10 protein-coding genes are annotated in these 17155 nt (G+C 70.7%); 7 read left to right on the forward strand and 3 right to left on the reverse strand.

What is annotated here, in order from left to right:
• Positions 1-17: 17 nt before the first annotated feature.
• The 7 genes from CV1CTNOD_RS15970 to CV1CTNOD_RS16000 all read left to right on the forward strand — a co-directional run bounded on the left by CV1CTNOD_RS15970 (position 18) and on the right by CV1CTNOD_RS16000 (position 9705).
• The gene (locus tag CV1CTNOD_RS15970) at positions 18-161 is read left to right on the forward strand and encodes a hypothetical protein (protein ID WP_242606744.1); all 144 of its coding nucleotides are present in this window, start codon (positions 18-20) and stop codon (positions 159-161) included.
• Between the two features lie 81 nt (positions 162-242).
• Positions 243-1358: a glycoside hydrolase 5 family protein gene (locus CV1CTNOD_RS15975; RefSeq protein ID WP_242606742.1), complete on the forward strand. Its 1116-nt coding sequence runs from the start codon at positions 243-245 to the stop codon at positions 1356-1358.
• A 205-nt stretch (positions 1359-1563) separates the two neighbouring features.
• The gene (locus CV1CTNOD_RS15980) at positions 1564-3045 is read left to right on the forward strand and encodes a glycosyltransferase family 2 protein (RefSeq protein ID WP_131786861.1); all 1482 of its coding nucleotides are present in this window, start codon (positions 1564-1566) and stop codon (positions 3043-3045) included.
• Positions 3042-4259, forward strand: coding sequence for a glycoside hydrolase family 113 (locus tag CV1CTNOD_RS15985; RefSeq protein WP_131786862.1), 1218 nt, complete (start codon positions 3042-3044; stop codon positions 4257-4259). Before CV1CTNOD_RS15980 ends, CV1CTNOD_RS15985 begins: the two co-directional genes overlap by 4 nt.
• A 29-nt stretch (positions 4260-4288) precedes the next feature.
• The gene (locus CV1CTNOD_RS24815) at positions 4289-6412 is read left to right on the forward strand and encodes an SGNH hydrolase domain-containing protein (protein ID WP_165485552.1); all 2124 of its coding nucleotides are present in this window, start codon (positions 4289-4291) and stop codon (positions 6410-6412) included.
• Positions 6413-6548: 136 nt separating this feature from the next.
• Positions 6549-8966 (forward strand): PQQ-binding-like beta-propeller repeat protein, encoded by a 2418-nt coding sequence (locus CV1CTNOD_RS15995; RefSeq protein ID WP_131786863.1) that lies wholly within the window; start codon positions 6549-6551, stop codon positions 8964-8966.
• A gap of 211 nt (positions 8967-9177) precedes the next feature.
• On the forward strand, positions 9178-9705 hold the full coding sequence (locus tag CV1CTNOD_RS16000; protein WP_131786864.1) for a VOC family protein: 528 nt from the start codon (positions 9178-9180) through the stop codon (positions 9703-9705).
• A 90-nt stretch (positions 9706-9795) separates the two neighbouring features.
• Here CV1CTNOD_RS16000 and CV1CTNOD_RS16005 read toward each other — a convergent pair whose 3' ends face one another.
• The 3 genes from CV1CTNOD_RS16005 to CV1CTNOD_RS16015 form a co-directional block, all read right to left on the reverse strand.
• Complete coding sequence (locus tag CV1CTNOD_RS16005; RefSeq protein WP_131786865.1) at positions 9796-12270, reverse strand: S9 family peptidase; 2475 nt, start codon at positions 12268-12270, stop codon at positions 9796-9798.
• Entirely contained in the window at positions 12267-14051 is a 1785-nt protein-coding gene (locus CV1CTNOD_RS16010) for an N-acetylglutaminylglutamine amidotransferase (protein WP_131786866.1), read from the reverse strand. The genes CV1CTNOD_RS16005 and CV1CTNOD_RS16010 overlap by 4 nt, the downstream gene beginning before the upstream one ends.
• Positions 14052-14286: 235 nt before the next feature.
• Positions 14287-16872 (reverse strand): carboxylate--amine ligase/circularly permuted type 2 ATP-grasp protein, encoded by a 2586-nt coding sequence (locus tag CV1CTNOD_RS16015; RefSeq protein WP_131786867.1) that lies wholly within the window; start codon positions 16870-16872, stop codon positions 14287-14289.
• Positions 16873-17155: the final 283 nt, after the last annotated feature.

Below are 17155 nucleotides of genomic sequence, written 5' to 3' on the forward strand. Positions count from 1 at the left end.
CCGTCGCCGGCAGCGGGGTGGCCGGCTACTCCGGCGACAACGGACCAGCCACCGCAGCCCGCCTGTGCGATCCCAACGGCCTGGGCCTGGACATCACGGGCCACCTCTACATCACCGACAACTGCAACGATCGGATACGCCGGGTGACGATAGACGACTAGGACGACCGGGACGACCGGGACGACCGGTCCCGGCATCCCCGGGACCGCCCCATCCCGGGGATGGCCGTATCGTCCCGGACCGTGTCCTCCTCTGCTGGATCCAGCCCCACCGGCCGTGGGACCCCTGATTTCGTCCGAGTTCACGGCGGCGCATTCCTGCTCGCCGGCAGACGCTTCCGCTTCTGCGGCACCAACAACTACTACCTGCATTACAAGAGCCAGCGGATGACCGACAGCGTGCTGAGCGACGCCGCGACGATGGGCCTGCGGGTGGTCCGCTGCTGGGGCTTCCTCGACGGCGCTGCGGCAGACGGCGTGGTGTTGCAGCCGGAACCGTTCAGATATGACGAGGACGGTTTCGAGCACCTGGACTACGCCGTCTTCAGGGCCGGGCAGCTAGGGCTGCGGCTGGTGATTGTCCTGGCGAACAACTGGAGCGACTTCGGGGGGATTCCACAGTACGCCGCATGGTTCTCCGCCGAACACGACGACTTCTTCCACCGCCGCAACATGAGGAAATGCTACAAGGCCTGGGTGAAGCACGTGATCAGCCGGCGGAACCGGTACACGGGCGTGCCGTACGACTCCGAGCCGGCGGTCATGACCTGGGAGCTGGCCAATGAGCCCCGCTGCCCATCCGACCCGTCCGGGGACACGCTGGTCGCCTGGGCCGACGAGATGAGCCGACATGTCAAGCGGCTGGCGCCCCGCCAGCTGGTCGCGGTCGGCGACGAAGGTTTCTACGGCCGTGCCGGCGCGGCCGACCACCCCTATTCCAACCGCGAGGGGGTGGCCTGGCATCGACTCGTCCGGCTGCCCACGATCGATTATGGAACATTTCATCTCCATCCCCAGCAATGGGGTGAAAAATCGCCGGACTGGGGCATCCGATGGATTCACGACCACCTTCGTGACGCCGCCGACGCCGGGGTGCCGGCGGTGCTGGAGGAATTCTCCTGGCGGGACGACGAGGCCACCCGCAACACGGTCTACGCAGCCTGGACGGCCGAGGTCGAAGGCCACGACGGCGACGGCGACCAGTTCTGGCTCCTCACCGGGCGCAATGACGACGGCTCCCACTACCCCGACTACGACGGCCTCCGCGTGATCCACCCGTCGAGTACCGCCGCACTTTTCACCGAGCACGCCAGACGGATGTCTCAGGGTGGTCGGGAGTTCCCGTCCCAACCGGAGTAGAACCCGACCGGGACGGGCTCCACCGGTGACAACGGAATCACCACGAAGCACCACTGTCGACCCTGAACAGCACGCGCATCGAGACCGCTAGTAGGCTACGGCCGCCGTCGGCAACAGCAACCGTCGCCTACGGGATACACCCGCTCCGGTCCGGCTGGCGTATTGTTTCGGGGACCGTGATCAGTACTCCTGTGGGGGGAGCCGCGTGACCACGTCCGAGCATCTCATGCGCCGGGAATCCTTGGATTGGGCCACCGCCGTCGAGCACGACACGATGCCGCTGGCCAAATCCCGGCAGCGGTGGGTATGGCGGCCCGGTTTCAGCTCGTTTCTGATCGGCTTCATCGCGTTCGGCGCCTTCGGATGGTGGGCCTGGGCCCGCGACCCCGATTTCGGCTTCATGGGCTGGATAGCCGCGGTGGTCTGGACACTGCCCATCACAAACACCGTCATCGGTATGTACGGGAGCGTGCTCACGGCCGTTCGGCTGCGCCGCAACCGCAAACTGCCGGTCAGCGCGGCAATCGTCCACAATCCGCTGATCGTGGTCGTCCCGACCGTGGGACGCCACGACACCTACCCCGCCCTCGAGCGGGTTGTTCGCTCCTTTTGTCAGTATCTGCCGGACTACTTCCCGTACCTGCGGGTGGATGTGGTCGTCGAGGAGGGCTGCGCGGCCTATGACCAGATCGCCGCGCTGGCGGCGACGGACCACCTGATCCGCGTCGTCACCGTGCCCCGCGGCTACCGCACCCCGGGCGGTACCCGTTTCAAGGCCCGCGCGAACCACTACGTCCACGAGCTGCGCTACGCCGAGGGGGAGGCCAGGGGGGACGTGTGGGTGCTGCACATGGACGACGACACCGGCGTCGGTCCCGACACCGCCGAGGCCCTGGCCCGGTTTCTCAACGCCCAGTGGCTGGCCGGGGCGCACGCCCGCCACCTCGCGCAGGGAGTCCTGAGCTACCCGCGGGAACACGCGGTGAACAAGCTGACATGGCTGGCCGACGCGGTCCGCCCGGGGTGCGACATCAGCCTGTTCGCGGCCACCACTGGCCGCGGCATGCCGCGCGCCGGGCTGCACGGGGAGCTGCTGCTGGTCCGGGCGTCGGTGGAGGCGGCGACCGGCTGGGACTTCGGCCCCCAGGCCATCGTCGAGGACGCCCAGTTCGCCCTGCTCTTCTGCGGTCGCCACCCCGGTGGCAGCGACTGGTTCCCCGGACGCTCCTACGGCGCGTCCCCGGCCACCGTGGCCGACTTCGTCCGGCAGCGGGAACGCTGGTCCTGGGGGCTGTTCCGGCTGGCGGCCAACCGCACCGTCCCGTTGCGCCACCGGCTGCTTCTCCTGCACAACGTGCTGATCTGGGCATGTGGACCGATCCAGCACCTGGGGTTAATCATCCTGGTCGGTACGCTGCTCGGGGACACCGACACCACCCCGGTCAGCGCCGTGCTGCTGCCCATCTGGGCGTCCAACATGGCCTACAGCATCTGGCTCTACTGGGAGGGTCTGAAGATCAACGCAGGGGCTTCGGAGCACCCCCGGCGCCGGTGGTGGGAACCGCCGTGCCTGCTGCTGTTGATTCCGGTCTTCTCCCTGCTGGAAGCGATCGCGGTGTTCCGGGGGCTGGTCCGCTTCCTGCGCAACGGCGAGTCCACCTTCAACGTGATCGCGAAACCGATGTGATCAGGTTGAACGCGGCCGGCATGACGCTGGTCGCCGTACTTGTCATGTTCACCGCGGGCACCGGCTGCGCCGCCGTACCGCAGGAGCGCACTCCCGCGTTCCGGCCGGCCGCGCCGCAGACGGCGCCCGCGGCGGACGGCGTCCCAAGCCGGGCCTCAGGCGCAGAGCACCCGGCCCCGGCCCCGGCCTCCACCTCGACTCCGGGTCCGGGTCCGGGCTCGGGCCCCGCGGTCGCCTACCCCTGGCATCCCGGGCGGCCCGAACTCGGCGTCCAGGTCTACTGGGACGACAATTCCAGCGAGTCCGCCGAACTGATCCGCATCAAGGCACGACAGGTCGTCGACTACGTCGTCGACCTGGAAGCCAACGCGATCTGCGTTTCCTTTCCCTTCTTCACCGACACGGTCAGGTCCAACGCCGTCCACGGCGCCAGGAGCACCCCCACACCGGAGCGGCTGGGCATCCTCCTGGACGAGGCCAGGCACTCCGGCCTGCGTGTCACCCTGCGTCCGACACTCGACGAACGGAACCTGACCGCCGCCAACCGGCTGGACTGGCGTGGAACGATCAGGCCGATCGATCGGAATGCCTGGTTCGCCTCCTATCGCCGCTTCCTCACGCCCTACCTGGCCCTCGCCGAGCGGACCGGCGCCGCCACGATGGTGATCGGTACGGAACTCAACTCCCTGGAAGGTGACCCGCGCTGGACGGATCTGGCCGCATACGCCCGGACCCTGTTCAGCGGCGAGACCGGGTACGCGTTCAACTGGGACGTGTTCGTGCACACCACGGTCCGGATGCCGGTGGACCGGGTCGGCGTGGACGCCTACCCGGAACTGCCGTTGCCCGACGACGCCTCCGTGGAGGAACTGGCCGCGGGCTGGAACGCCTGGTTGGACCGCCGGGCCCGCGGCACCATACCCGGCCTGTTGCTGTATGAGGTGGGCGCTCCTGCCCAGGACGGCATCTACCGGCATCCGGCCAATCCGAACAACGGTGGCCCGGTCAACGAGGTCGTCCAGCAACGCTGGTTCACCGCCGCCTGCCGGATGGCGCGGGAACGTGCTCTGGCCGGCCTGTACTGGTGGCGGGTGGACTTCCACGTTGATCCCAGTACCGTCGACCCGCTGCGGGACCGGCACGAGTCGTTCGCCGGCAGGGCTGCCGAACAGACGATCCGGGACTGCTTCTCGACCTGGAGGGCGGTACGCTGACCCTTCCCCCGTCACGTGCCGTCATCGGTGTGTTCGGTCTTGCGGTACTCGCGGTGATGCTGCAGAGCACCGGAGGATTCCGCGCGGAGCTGCTCGGGCCGGATCTGGTGCTGGCCGCCACCGGCTACCTGACCACCCGCACCCTGCTGGGTGCCGCATGGTCACGCCCGCCCGGCCGGCTCCGCTCAGCAACCCAGGAACTTGGGCCTCCGGCAGCGCGAGAAAAACATGATCGCGCTGCCTTCGGCCTGGGCACCGCATACCGCGACCACTTCAAGCAGCGGGTTCCGCTGCTACTGTTCACCCTCGCCGCGACCGTGGGGCTTGCCATGGCGCTCAGCCCCCCCGGCCAGGCCCGGCAGCTCGGCCCGCAGGCGGTTGCCGGTCTGGCGCAGCTGGGGAACTGGTTCGACCTCGTAGCGCGGAGCCAGCTCACCGGCGCCGACGGCAACTGGTACGCCGACCGTCCCGCCCAGGTGGACCCGCTGGGTCTGCTGTGGTTGCTGAGCCTGGTCGAACAGTTCGCCGTCGCGGGACCGCTGCTGCTGGCCGGCGCGTGGTGGGTCGCCCGGCGGATCGGACGGCCGGCGCGGACGGGCTGGACGGCCTGGCTGACCGCGGCCGTCACCGCGCTGCTTGCCGCCGGCGCCTGCCTGGTCGGTCCGGCCCGGGCCTCCGCCGGTGCGGACCTGCCCGAACTGGCCCTGGGCAGCCACGTCCGGGTAGCCGAATGGCTGCTGGGCGCCACGGCGGCCGCGGTGGTGGTGGCCATGCAGGTCCGGACAGCGCAGATCCGGACGGCGACCAGCAGCCCCGGCGGCTCCACCCCGGCAACGAACGGCTCCGCCGGCGCCACCCCGCCCCGGGGGTTCTGGTGGGCGACGTCGGCCGGGACGGTCGCGCTGGCCGTGCTGGTCACCGGCGGGATTGTCGCCACCGCGCATCCCGCCGACTGGCTGCGTAACGGGGGGCCGGCCGTCGCCGCCGGTGCGGGCGCGCTGCTGCTGGCCAGCGTGGACCGTCCGGCGGCGCCGGCCCGCCGCAGCCCGCTGCAGTGGCTGTTCGGCCGGGGCGCGCCGGTGGAGCTGGGCGGGATGGCCTACCCGTTCCTGCTCCTGCACCTGCCGGTGTTCTGGGCGTTGGCGTCCGCCTTCCCGCGGGTGCGGCCGCATGCCCTGCTGGTGGTCGGTGGCGGGTTGGCCGCGCTCCTCGGGCTGCTGCTGCAGGACGCGGTGGTCGGCCGGCTGCGGCTGCGCCGGTGGCGGCTGGGGCGGACCGCCTCGGTGCTGCTGGTGTCCTACACCGCCGTCGCGGCCGGCGGCCTGTGGCTGCCCGCCCTGGCCGAGCAGCGGCTACGGGCGGGCACGGGACCAGTGGTGCTGGTGCTGGGCGGGTCGTTCGCCGGTGATCTGGCTGCCGCGGTCGGCCGGCACGGCTCCGGCCGCTACCCGGTGGTGGACCGCTCACTGCCCGGCTGCGGGCTGTTCCCGGTGGCGCCACCCGGCACACCGCAGGCCCACGTCAGCGCTGACGCCCAGCTACCGGTGTCGGCGCGGGCACCGGCGGCGCCGGCGGAGAACTGCGTGCACTGGGACCGGTACTGGCGCTCCCAGATCGCCGCCAGCCATCCCGACGTCCTGATGGTCGACCTGAGCGGGGACGCGGCAGCGCGGCCGGACCGCGCCACGGTCGTCTCCCCCTGCGACGTCGGCTATCGGCAGATCTACCGGGAGCGGTTGGCCGTGGCCGCGCACCTGTGGGAGCAGCAGGCCCCCGGCCGGCCGGTGCTGCTGGCCAACAGCCGCAGCAGCACCGGGGACACCGACGCCCAGTCCAGCCGCTGCTACAACGCGCTGGTCGCCGAGGCCGCCGGCAGGTATCCGCAGGTCCTGCTGCTGGACGTCGACGCCGCGCTGTGCCGGGGGGACCAGTGCTGGACCCGCACCGCCTCCGGTGGCCCGTTCTACGTCGACGCCGTCCACCTGACCGCATCCGGCATGCACCAGCTCGCCCCCTGGCTGGAAACGACGATCGGCAGGGCGCTGACGGCGGCGACGGCTCCCGCAGGCGGAGCCGGCACGAAGGGAACTGGCACGGAGGGAACTGGCACGGGGGGAGCCGACAGCACGACCCCGGTGCGCGCGGGCCGGTGACCAGGCACGACGATTACCACGCCCGGAGGACAATCGTCCAAGGAACGACTATCCGAACAACAATCGCCCGGAAGATCACCCGAAAGGTGGTGTCCCGGGGCACGATGACGGCTGTGACAAACCGGTGGAGGCGGACGTGACGGGCGCGAACAGCTCCTTCGAGAGCATGTGTGACGCCCTGACGCCGCAGGACCCGCGGACGATCGGCCCCTACCGCCTGCTCGGCCGGCTCGGCAGCGGCGGGATGGGCCGGGTGTACCTGGGCCAGTCCCGCTCCGGGCTGCTGGTCGCGGTCAAGACGGTGCGCGTCGACATGCTGGAGGAGCCCGGCTTCCGGGCTCGTTTCGCCCGGGAGGCCACGGCGGCCCGGCAGGTCAGCGGCGTGTACACGGCCTCCCTGGTGGACGCGGACGCCAAGGCCGCGATGCCGTGGCTGGCCATCGCCTACGTTCCCGCGCCGTCCCTGTTCTGGCTGATACGCCAGACCGGCCCGCTGCCGGTCAACGCGGTGTTATGGCTGGCGGCCGGGATCGCCGAGGCGTTGGACTCCATCCACCGGGTGGGTCTGATCCACCGGGACCTCAAGCCGTCGAACGTGCTGGTGACCCGGGAGAACCCCAAGGTGATCGACTTCGGGCTGGTCCGGTCGTCGGTCAGCAGCGCGCAGATCACCCAGGCCGTGATCGGGACACCGCACTACATGTCCCCGGAACAGGCCCTGGACACCGCATCGGTGGCCCCGGCCACCGATGTGTACTCCCTCGGCGCCACCCTGCTGTTCGCGGCGACCGGCCGCACCGCCTATACCGGCGACACACCGGTCAACGTGCTGGCCCAGCTGCTGTCCCGGCCACCGGACCTGTCCGCGCTCTCCCCGGAGCTCACCGACGTGATCCGCCGCTGCATGCAACGCGACCCGGCGCGGCGGCCCACCCCGAACCGTCTGCTGGAGGAGATCGACGGACGCTGGCAGGAGGCGCCGACCGGCTTCGGCGCGAAGCACTGGCTGCCACCCGCCGTCTACGACCTGGTGGACGCCTATGAACGCGGGCACCGCCCGGACCCCCGGGACAGACCCTCCGGCCCGTCCGGCCCCGGTGGGCAGTCACCCTCACCCGCAGCGCAGGCAGGCAGGGCACCGGCAGGGCAGGCCGAGGCAGACCGAGCCCAGGCAGACCGGGCGCAGGCGGGCAGGGCGCAGGTGCGTGACGCCGACCGGGACAACACGACCTTGACCAGGATGGCGCCGGGGCCACGGGTGCGCTCCGAGCCACCGCCCACCCCCCGGGAACCGATCTCCAACCCGTCGGCGCAGCAGTCCCCGTTGATCGCACCGACGCCGCCGCTACCACTGGAACAGATGCTGCCGGGCGACCGTACCGGCCGGGGGCGTACAGGTCATGCCGACCAGGAACATGCCGGTCGCGCCGACCAGGAACATGCCGGTGACCGGTCCGCACCCGCGCGACCGCACCGGCGGACCCTGCTGCGAGCGGCAGGCGGGGTCGCGGTCGCCGCGGCGGCCGGGGCGGGCACGTGGGGCGCAGTGCACCTGCTCGGTTCCAGCGGCAGCAACGGCCCACGGCCATGGGTGTTCACCACCGGTGCGGAGGTGTACTCCTCCCCCGCGGTCGATGCAGGCGTGGTCTACATCGGCAGCAACGACCGCCATCTGTATGCCATCGACGCGGTCACGGGCCTCGAACGTTGGCGATACCAGACCGGCGATGCGGTGACGTCGTCTCCGGCGGTCGCCGACGGCACGGTCTACGTCGGCTGTAACGACACCTACCTGCACGCGGTGAACACCGCGACCGGGCTACGGCGCTGGTGGTTCGACACCGGGGCGGCGATGCACTCCTCCCCGACCGTGGTCGACGGGCTGGTCTACATCGGATGCCGCGACCACAACCTGTATGCGGTCGACGCGGTCACGGGCCTCGAACGCTGGCGCTTCACCGGCGGCGACTGGTTCAACTCGTCGCCGGCGGTCATCGGTGGCGGGGTGTACGTCGGCTGTCGTGACCACAACATCTACGGTCTGGATGTCCGCAACGGAAAGGAACGCTGGCGTCACGCGACCGGCAGTACCGTCGACTCCTCACCCACCGTGTCCGGCGGCATGCTGTGGATCGGCGCCGACGATCACGATGTCTACGCCCTGAAGACCACGGACGGAACACCGACCTGGCAGTTCACCGCGCAGAACGGCGTGGTCTCCACACCTACGGTGGTGGACGAGGTGCTGTACGTGGGCAGCGACGACGGCAACCTGTACGCGTTGGACGCGGGCACCAGCCGGGTCCGCTGGCGCTTCCCTACTGGAAACGGCATCCGTTCCTCACCCACCGTGTCCGGTGACCTGGTCTACGTGGGCAGCCGGGACCGCTATGTGTACGCCGTGGACATCGTCACCGGTGAGCTGCGCTGGAAGTTCGCCACGCGGGGACCGATAGACGACTCCTCGCCGATGGTCGCGGACGGCCTGCTCTACATCGGCGGCCTGGACCACAACGTCTACGCGCTGGACGCGGCCACCGGCGCCGGACCGTGACCGCGACCGCGACCGCGGACAGTACCGGCATGCCGGACGGCGCATCCCGACCGCGCCGGCTGAGATCGTCTCCGGCAACTCGGGTGTAGCGGGACGGACGAGGGTACCTTCAAGATAGTTGAACGCTCAACAGAACGGCGCTCAACAGAACGGCGCTCAACAGGACAGCGCCCCCACGGAATCAGGCGTCGAGCCGCCCGAGGAGAAGATCATGGGCATCCACCGCCTCAACCACGTCGTCCTCTACGTCCGTGACGTCGCGCGTACCACCGCCTTCTACACCGACGTCCTGGACTTCCGGGTGACGATCTCGATGCCTGGCAGGGCCGCGTTCCTGCAGGCGCCGGACTCCACCAACGACCACGACATCGGCCTGTTCCAGCTCGGCGCGGACGCCGGTGACTCACCGGCGGGCCGGTCGACCGTGGGCATGTACCACGTCGCCTGGGAGGTCGGCACCCTGACCGACCTCGAGAATGCGGCGCGCCGGCTCACCGAGGCCGGGGCGCTGGTCGGCGCCTCCGACCACGGCACCACCAAGAGCCTCTACGCCCACGACCCCGACGGCCTGGAGTTCGAGGTCCTCTGGGTGATCCCCGCGCACCTGCTCGACGACACCGCGATCGCCTCCGGCCGCACCGGCGTCCGGCCCCTGGACATCGCCAGGGAGAAGGCACGCTACGGCGCCGACACCCGCGGCGGCCTCGGGGTCTCCGTCCCCCTCGGCGTCACGGTCTGACCTGACATCCGTCGGACGGACCCGGTAACTTCTCCGGACGCCCGCTCCTCCGGGCGGCCACAACTCCTCCGGGCAACCACGTGGAGATCGTCAGACGACCTCGTGGAGGTCCGCCCGGGCCGTCAGCGGTTCGGCCCCCGACGCCTGCAGGGCCGGTCCGGCCAGATGGCTGCCGAGCAGATGGGCACCGACCCACTCGACGGTCTCCCGGACGAACAGTGTCCGGTTCGCCAGGCCCGCGATCTCATGCCCCTCGTCCTCGAAGAGCAGGTACCGGCAGTCCACCCCCCGCGCGGACGCGGCGGCGACCGCCTGCTCGGCCTCGCTGACGGGAACATTGGTGTCGTTGGCGCCGTGGACGACCAGCAACGGCGCGCTCACGCGGTCCATACGGTGCAGCGGTGACAGTTCCCGCAGCAGGTCGGCGTCGGCCACCGGATCGCCGTACTTGGTAACGGCCGCGCCGGCGATCCACGGTTCGGTGCGGGCGTAGAAGCTGGCGAAGTCCACCATCCCGCAGATGTCCACGCCCACACCGAACAGCTCCGGGTAGGTGACCAGCGCCGCCAGCGTCAGATAACCCCCGTAGGAGCGGCCCGCGACCCCGATCCGCCCGCCGTCACCGAGACCGACGTCCACCAGGTAGCGGACACAGGACGCGACGTCGGCGATGCCGTCGAAACGGCGACGGTGGTTGTCCGCGTCGCTGAACGCACGGCCGTAGCCCGTGGATCCTCGCACGTTCGGCGCGAACACGGCGATCCCGCGGGCCACCAGAGCCTGGAACAGCGGGTTGAACACAGGACGTTCCTGCGCCTCCGGACCGCCGTGGAAGAACAGCAGGGTCGGGTGCGGAGCCTGCTGGCCGTACGGCCGGTACAGCCAGCCGGACAGCTCCAGACCGTCATGGGCGGCGAACCTGTGCAGCACCGGCCGGACGAGCCGGGTCTGCGGCTGCGCCGTGCCGGCAATCCGGTCGCCGTTCTGGTCGGTGGCGGTGGCGAGGTCGGTGGCGAGGTCGGTGGCGAGGTCGCCGTGTTGGTCGGCCGTAGGGCTCGCGGCAGGACCGGCTTCAGGATCAGCGGCAGCCGGTATCGCCGGATCCACGGCCGGGACCCCGTCCGGATCGCTGACGGACGCGAGCACCGGTACCGGGAAGGCGGTGGGTGCATGAGAGAGCAGACATCGGTAGCCGGCCGACGCCGAGGCGAAGTCGTAGGTCCACAACTCGCCGGGGACGGTCGAACCGACCAGTGCCAGCAGCAGCCCGCGTCCACCGTCGTGCACGAGCAGGCTGCCCGCGACCTCCCGTGGTAGCGAGGGAAGGGCCCGGCGGCTCCGGGGGCGGCCCGATCCACCCGGGTTGAGATCGACCACGTCGAGAACGGTCTGCCCGTCGACGTTCCACGCCAGCACGGCGGCGGGCCGCGCTCTGCCGCTGCCGGTGCCACTGCCGGCACCGCTGCCACTGCCGGTGGGGAAGCCGCCTGGCAACAGCGCGAACCGTTCCAGGTCAGCGTCGTCACGGGCCGCCACGACATCAACGCTCTTCGGCATGAAATCGTTACCCAGGGTCACTGCGACCAGCACGGCTCGTTCCCGACCAGCGTCGGAAAGGACGTAGGCCACGGTCCCACCCGACGATCCGGACGAGGCAGCATCCGTGGCTGGAGCGGTGACGTCCGCGGCGAACCGGCCGAGCCCCACCGTGCCCGTTCCATCCAGCAGGGGATGGAAGCGCCCGGTCGCCGAATCGACCAGGATGAGCCGGCGGACGCCCCGGGGGCCCTCCCGCAGCAGCAGCCGGTATCCGCTCGCGGCGTCCCCGTCGATGTCGCAGACGGCCAGCGCCTGGCCCACGGCCAGAGGGTCACGCCGCCCGGTCTCGGGGTCGACGAGCAGAGCATGGGTCATTCCCGACCCGACCGACTCGCACACAGCCACGGCGGTGCCGTCCGGCGTCCAGCGTCCAAGGGTGGCCGCGCTCGCCGTGCCGGCCTCGGCACCTGCCACGGAGCCTGCCGCGAACCCCGCCACCCTTCCCGCCATGGAACCGTCCACCCCGAGGTACAGCGGGAAGGGTGGCGCCACAACAGCCGGTGTCGTGAACGCGGCGTGAGCACCACCCGGTTCCACGACTCCAGGACCCGCTCCGGTGTCAGCGCCGGCAGCCAGCCCCAGCCCCGGCCCCGGCCCCGGTACGGTCGAGTACCAGCCGCCGGCCAGGCGGCGCAGCCCGCTGCCGTCCGGGCGGACGACCCGGACCTCGGTGTACTCCCCGCCCCCGGGCGCGACCACCACGGCGATCCAGGCTCCGCCGGGTGAGCAGAGCACGGATCGGACATGGCCGGCACCGGTGTCGACCACCCGCTCCACCCCAGTCACGTCGCGTAACCACAATCGCGGGGTACCGTCACGGTCGCTGACGTAGGCGACCTCGCCGTCGCTGCCCAGGCTCGGCGAGAAGCAGCTTGCCGCCGCCACCCAGTCGTCCACCAGGTCGGCGAGGCGCCCTCCGGGCTCCCTGCGCTCGGGGGATCCGGCCGCCACACCGTTACCGATCATGACACCCCCTGGGTTTGCAACCACATCTCCAACAGGGCGGCCTGCCACAGCGCGTTCGCGCCGAGGGTGGTCCGGTTGTCGTTCGGCGCGGCGAGCATGGCCTCCACCCAGTCTGCGCGGAACAGCCCACGGGCCTTGGCGACCGGGTCGGTGAGCGACTCTCGGACGCGGTCAAGGTACACCCCCGACAGGTGTCGGATCGCCGGGACCGGGAAGTAGCCCTTGGGACGGTCGATGACTTCGGCAGGCATGATCGGACGGCCGATGTCCTTGAGGATCCCCTTGCCACCGGAGGCGAGCTTGAGTCCGGGCGGGCAGGCCGCGGCGAGCTCGACGAGCTCGTGGTCGAGGAACGGGGTGCGGGCCTCCAGACCGGACGCCATGGTCATGTTGTCGACCCGCTTCACCGGATCCTCCACCAGCATGACCGTCGAATCGATGCGCAGCGCCGCGTCCACGGCGCTGGCCGCGCCGGGCTCGGCGAAGTGGGCCGTGACGAAGGCGCGGCTGGCGTCGGTGTCGAGTGCGTATTCCGGCTCGAGGACGGCGTTGATCGCCGCGTGGGAGCGGTCGGCGAACACCCGCAGGTAGTCCTCGACCGCCTCCTCACGCCGGACGCCGGCCAACGGCGGATACCAGGAGTAGCCGGCGAATACCTCGTCCGCGCCCTGCCCGGACTGCACGACCTTGACGTGGCGCGAGACCTCCTGCGACAGCAGGTGGAACGCGACGCAGTCGTGACTGACCATCGGCTCGCTCATCGAGGCGACGGCCCGGTCGATGGCGGGCAGCAGGCGTTCGCTGGCCACCCGGATCTGGTGGTGGTCGGTGCCGAAGTGGGCGGCGATGACGTCCGAGTAGGCGAACTCGTCACCGGACTCGCCGCCGGCGGCCTCGAACCCGACGCTGAAGGTCGCCAGGCCCGACTGCCCGGCCTCGGCGAGCAGCGCCACGATCAGGCTGGAGTCCAGCCCGCCGGACAGCAGCACGCCGACACCGACGTCGGCGACCATGCGCCGGCGCACGGCGGTGCGCAGCCGCTCACCTATCGCCTCCCGCCAGTCCTCCTCCGACCAGCCCGCGTACGCCGGGTCCCGGGAGAAGTCCGGACGCCAGTAGAGCTCGTCGGTGCTCGAACCGTCCGCCTCGATGGTCCGCACCGTGGCCGCGGGCAGTTTGCGGACGTCGCGCAGGATCGTGCGCGGTGCCGGGACCACCGAGTGGAACGACAGGTAGTGATGCAGCGCGACCAGGTCGATCTCACCGCTGACGCCGCCGGCGGCAAGCAGCGCGGGCAGCGTCGAGGCGAAGCGCAGGCGAGCGGAGTTCCCGGTCACGTACAGCGGCTTGATACCGAGGCGGTCACGGCCGAGGACGAGACGGCCGGTGTCCCGCTCGTGGACGGCGAAGGCGAACATCCCGGCGAAGTGGTCGACGCAGCGGGTACCCCACCGGTGGTACGCCTTGCCGATCACTTCGGTGTCGGACGCCGAGAAGAAACGGTATCCCTGCGCGGTCAGCTCCTCGCGCAGCTCCCGGTAGTTGTAGATGCAGCCGTTGAAGACGGAGGTCAGGCCGAGCTCGCTGTCGACCATCGGCTGCGAACCGCGCTCCGAAAGATCGATGATCTTCAGGCGTCGGTGGCCGAAGGCGACCGGCCCGGACGCCCACACACCCGAGGCGTCCGGACCCCTCGGGCGCATCCGTTCGGCCATCCGCACCACCGCGTCCACATCGGCCGCGGCACCGTCGAATCGCAGCTCTCCGCTCAGACCGCACATATCCGCTCCTGTCGGTCACGTATAGGCTTCTTCGACGGCCCTCCTGGACGCCCGTTCCCGGACGACCCTTCCGGATCGCGTGGCTACCACCATCGGAGCCAATGGTTACCGGCGGATAACATCGCGGTTGCGATGGCGGTCGTCCGGGGCCTCTGCCGCCCGTCCACCCGCACAGCCCGGCTGGTACACGGCTGGTACAACCCCGCCGGGCTGCGGGACTGCGCTGTGCGGTCCGTCAGCTCAGCAGCCAGGTGTCCTTGGAACCACCGCCCCGGGACGAATTGACGATCAAACTGCCTGGGGGCGCGACCCTGGTCAACGCCACCGGCGCGACGACTGCCCGCGCACCGAGGTAGACGAAGGCGCGCAGGTCCACCGAGCACGGCAGCAACCGGCCCTCATGCCAGGTCGGATGGGTCGACAGCCGCACGAGCTCCTGGCCGATCCAGCGCCGCGGATCAGCCAGGATGCGCCGCCGGACGGCGGCGAGCTCGGCCTCGCCCGCCTGCGGGCCGATCAGGACACCGTCCCCGCCGTAGCCGTCGGCGGGCTTCACGACCAGCTCGTCGAGATGGTCCAGCACGTGCGCGCACTGGTCGGGATCCCCGCAGACATAGGTGTGGACGTCGTCCAGCAGCGGCCGCTCGCCCAGGTAGTAGCTGATCAGTTGCGGCACGTAGGCGTACAGGAGCTTGTCGTCGGCGACCCCGTTACCGGGGGCGTTGGCCAGACTGAGGGTGCCCGCCCGCACCGCGGCGACCAGCGCCGGACCCAGCGGCCGGCCGTCGGCGGCCACGGCCGTGTCCAGGTCGTCCTCGTCGAAACGCCGGTACAGCACGTCGACGCGCCGCCGGCCGGCGCGGCCGAGGTGATGGATGACAACGCCGTCGGGGCCGTCGTCGGCGACAAGGTCCGACGGCTCGACGAGCGCCACCCCCATCTCCTCGGCCAGCAGCGTGTGCTCGAAATGTGCCGAGTTGTCCGACCCGTCGGTCAGCACGGCGACCACCGGCTCCCCCGCCGCCCGGGTGGGCGCCGCGGCGACCAGGGTCTCGTGCAGCAGGGTGGGCACGCCGTCGACCCCCATGAGCCCGTCGGGCAGCGCCAGTTCGGGCAGGATCAGCCGGGTCAGCCGCCGGCCCTCCATCGCATAGGCGACCCCGGAGGGCACCCGCAGGTTGTCCTCGAGGACGTACCAGCTACCACTTGCATCCCGGACCAGGTCGATGCCGCTGACGCTCGCCCGTACGGCATCCGCGGGCACGTCGAACCCGGCAGCCCGCATCCCGGGAGCGTCCCGCACCGCCCAGGCCGGGACCACGCCGTCCCGGAGAACGGACTGCTCGCCGTAGACATCGTGCAGGAACGCCTCCAGCGCCCGGACGCGCTGGGACAGACCCGCCCGCAGCCGTGACCATTCGGCGCCGGAGACGATGCGCGGCACCAGGTCGAACGGCAGGGGACGGGCCGCGTCCTCCCCGGACACCCGGAACACCGCGCCGCGGGAGATCTGCTCGGCGCCGCGGGCGTCGGAGCGCTGTGCCAGCACCCCCGCTCCGAGGCTGTCCAGCGTCTGGATCACACTCCCGTAAGATGCGCGGACCGCGCCGTCGGCGTCCACCACCTCGTCGAAACCCTCCGGCTGGTAGCCGGCCAGCAGGCCCGCCGCCGGCTGCGGACGACGGGTGGATGCCACGGCCGCGGCCAGCGGGCTCGCCGCGCCCGCCACCTCGCGGGTCTCGGCGAGGATGAGGTCGGCGACGTCGGCCAGCCGCTCGCACCGGGCAAAGGCCCGCCGCTGCCGGGCCGCGGCGCTGCCGCGTCCAACGGCATAGTGGGTGAGATCGCGGATCAGCTCCCAGTCACCGGCGTGCTCGAGCTCGGCGCGCACCTCGTCCACCAGCCGGTACAGCAGGTCCCGCGCTGGTACCGGACCCGCCCCGGCCACGTCGATGAGGTCACCTTCGATCCCGGACCGGGCCGCCCGCCAGGTGGCCGCCCGCAGCAGTTCCGTTCGCTGCGGCGGTACGGGCACGCCGGTCTCGATCGCCAGGGTCGCCCGGCGGACGAGCGCACGGAACAGGCCGGCGATGAGGATAACAATGTCGACGTCCGGGCAGGCGTCACAGACACGCAGTTCGACCGTGGGCAGATGCGCGGACGGACGGACGTCGAAGTAGACCATGCCAGGATCGCTGATCACCCCGGACTTGATCAGATCCGCGACAACCTGGTCGTATTCGGCCGCCGTGCTGAACGACCCGGTGACACCGGCGGTCGGCCACCGCTGCCACACCAGCGTGCGCATGCTCGCGTAGCCGCTGTCCATGCCCTTCCAGTAAGGGGAACTCGCCGACACCGCGAGCAGCGTCGGCAGCCACGGCGCGACCCATGCGGCCACCGCTATCGCGAGGTCGCGATCCGCGACCTCGACATGCACCTGCGCGCCGCAGATCAGCTGTTCCCGGGCGAGAAGCTGGTAGTCGGCGAGCATCTGCTCGTAGCGTTGGTCATGGCTGATCCCGAGTACGTCCTGGTCGACCAACGGAACGGTTCCCGCGGACGCGAGGCCGAGCCCGAGCGGTTCGGCGGCCGCCACGAGCTCGTGCCGCAGCTGGAGCAGATTGCCTCGCAGGTCGGCGAGATCGGTGCACGGACGGCTGTTGGATTCCACCACCGACTTGAGCAGCTCGGCGGAGAAACGATCCTCCGCAACACGCTCGAGGATCGCCGTAGCCTGCGGCACGAGCTGCCGGGAGGTGAGATCCAGGATGTGAAACTCCTCCTCAACGCCAACGGTCGCGATTCGCGCGTTGCTCATGGACGAAGACGCTACGACCATCCGGCGGCACAAGCACCCCACGCCCCGCCCAATCCGGTCCGATCCGGGCGAAGTCGCATCCGAGGGCAGGTCACCGGCCACGAATATTGGGTCCGATTCACCGGCCGCGACACAGCCAATCCTCAGCATCCTCAGCGGTCTTTCACCGGCATCCCCGGCGGCGAAATCGCTCTGGCAAAGAGATGGCAAAGAGATAAAGGATTCGCTCGAAGTCCGGGAGATCCGGAACGGTCCCGGGCAGCGGGCACGTCCCGGGTGGGTG

This window comes from Protofrankia symbiont of Coriaria ruscifolia, from assembly GCF_900634745.1.
GTDB classification, from domain to species: domain Bacteria; phylum Actinomycetota; class Actinomycetes; order Frankiales; family Frankiaceae; genus Protofrankia; species Protofrankia californiensis.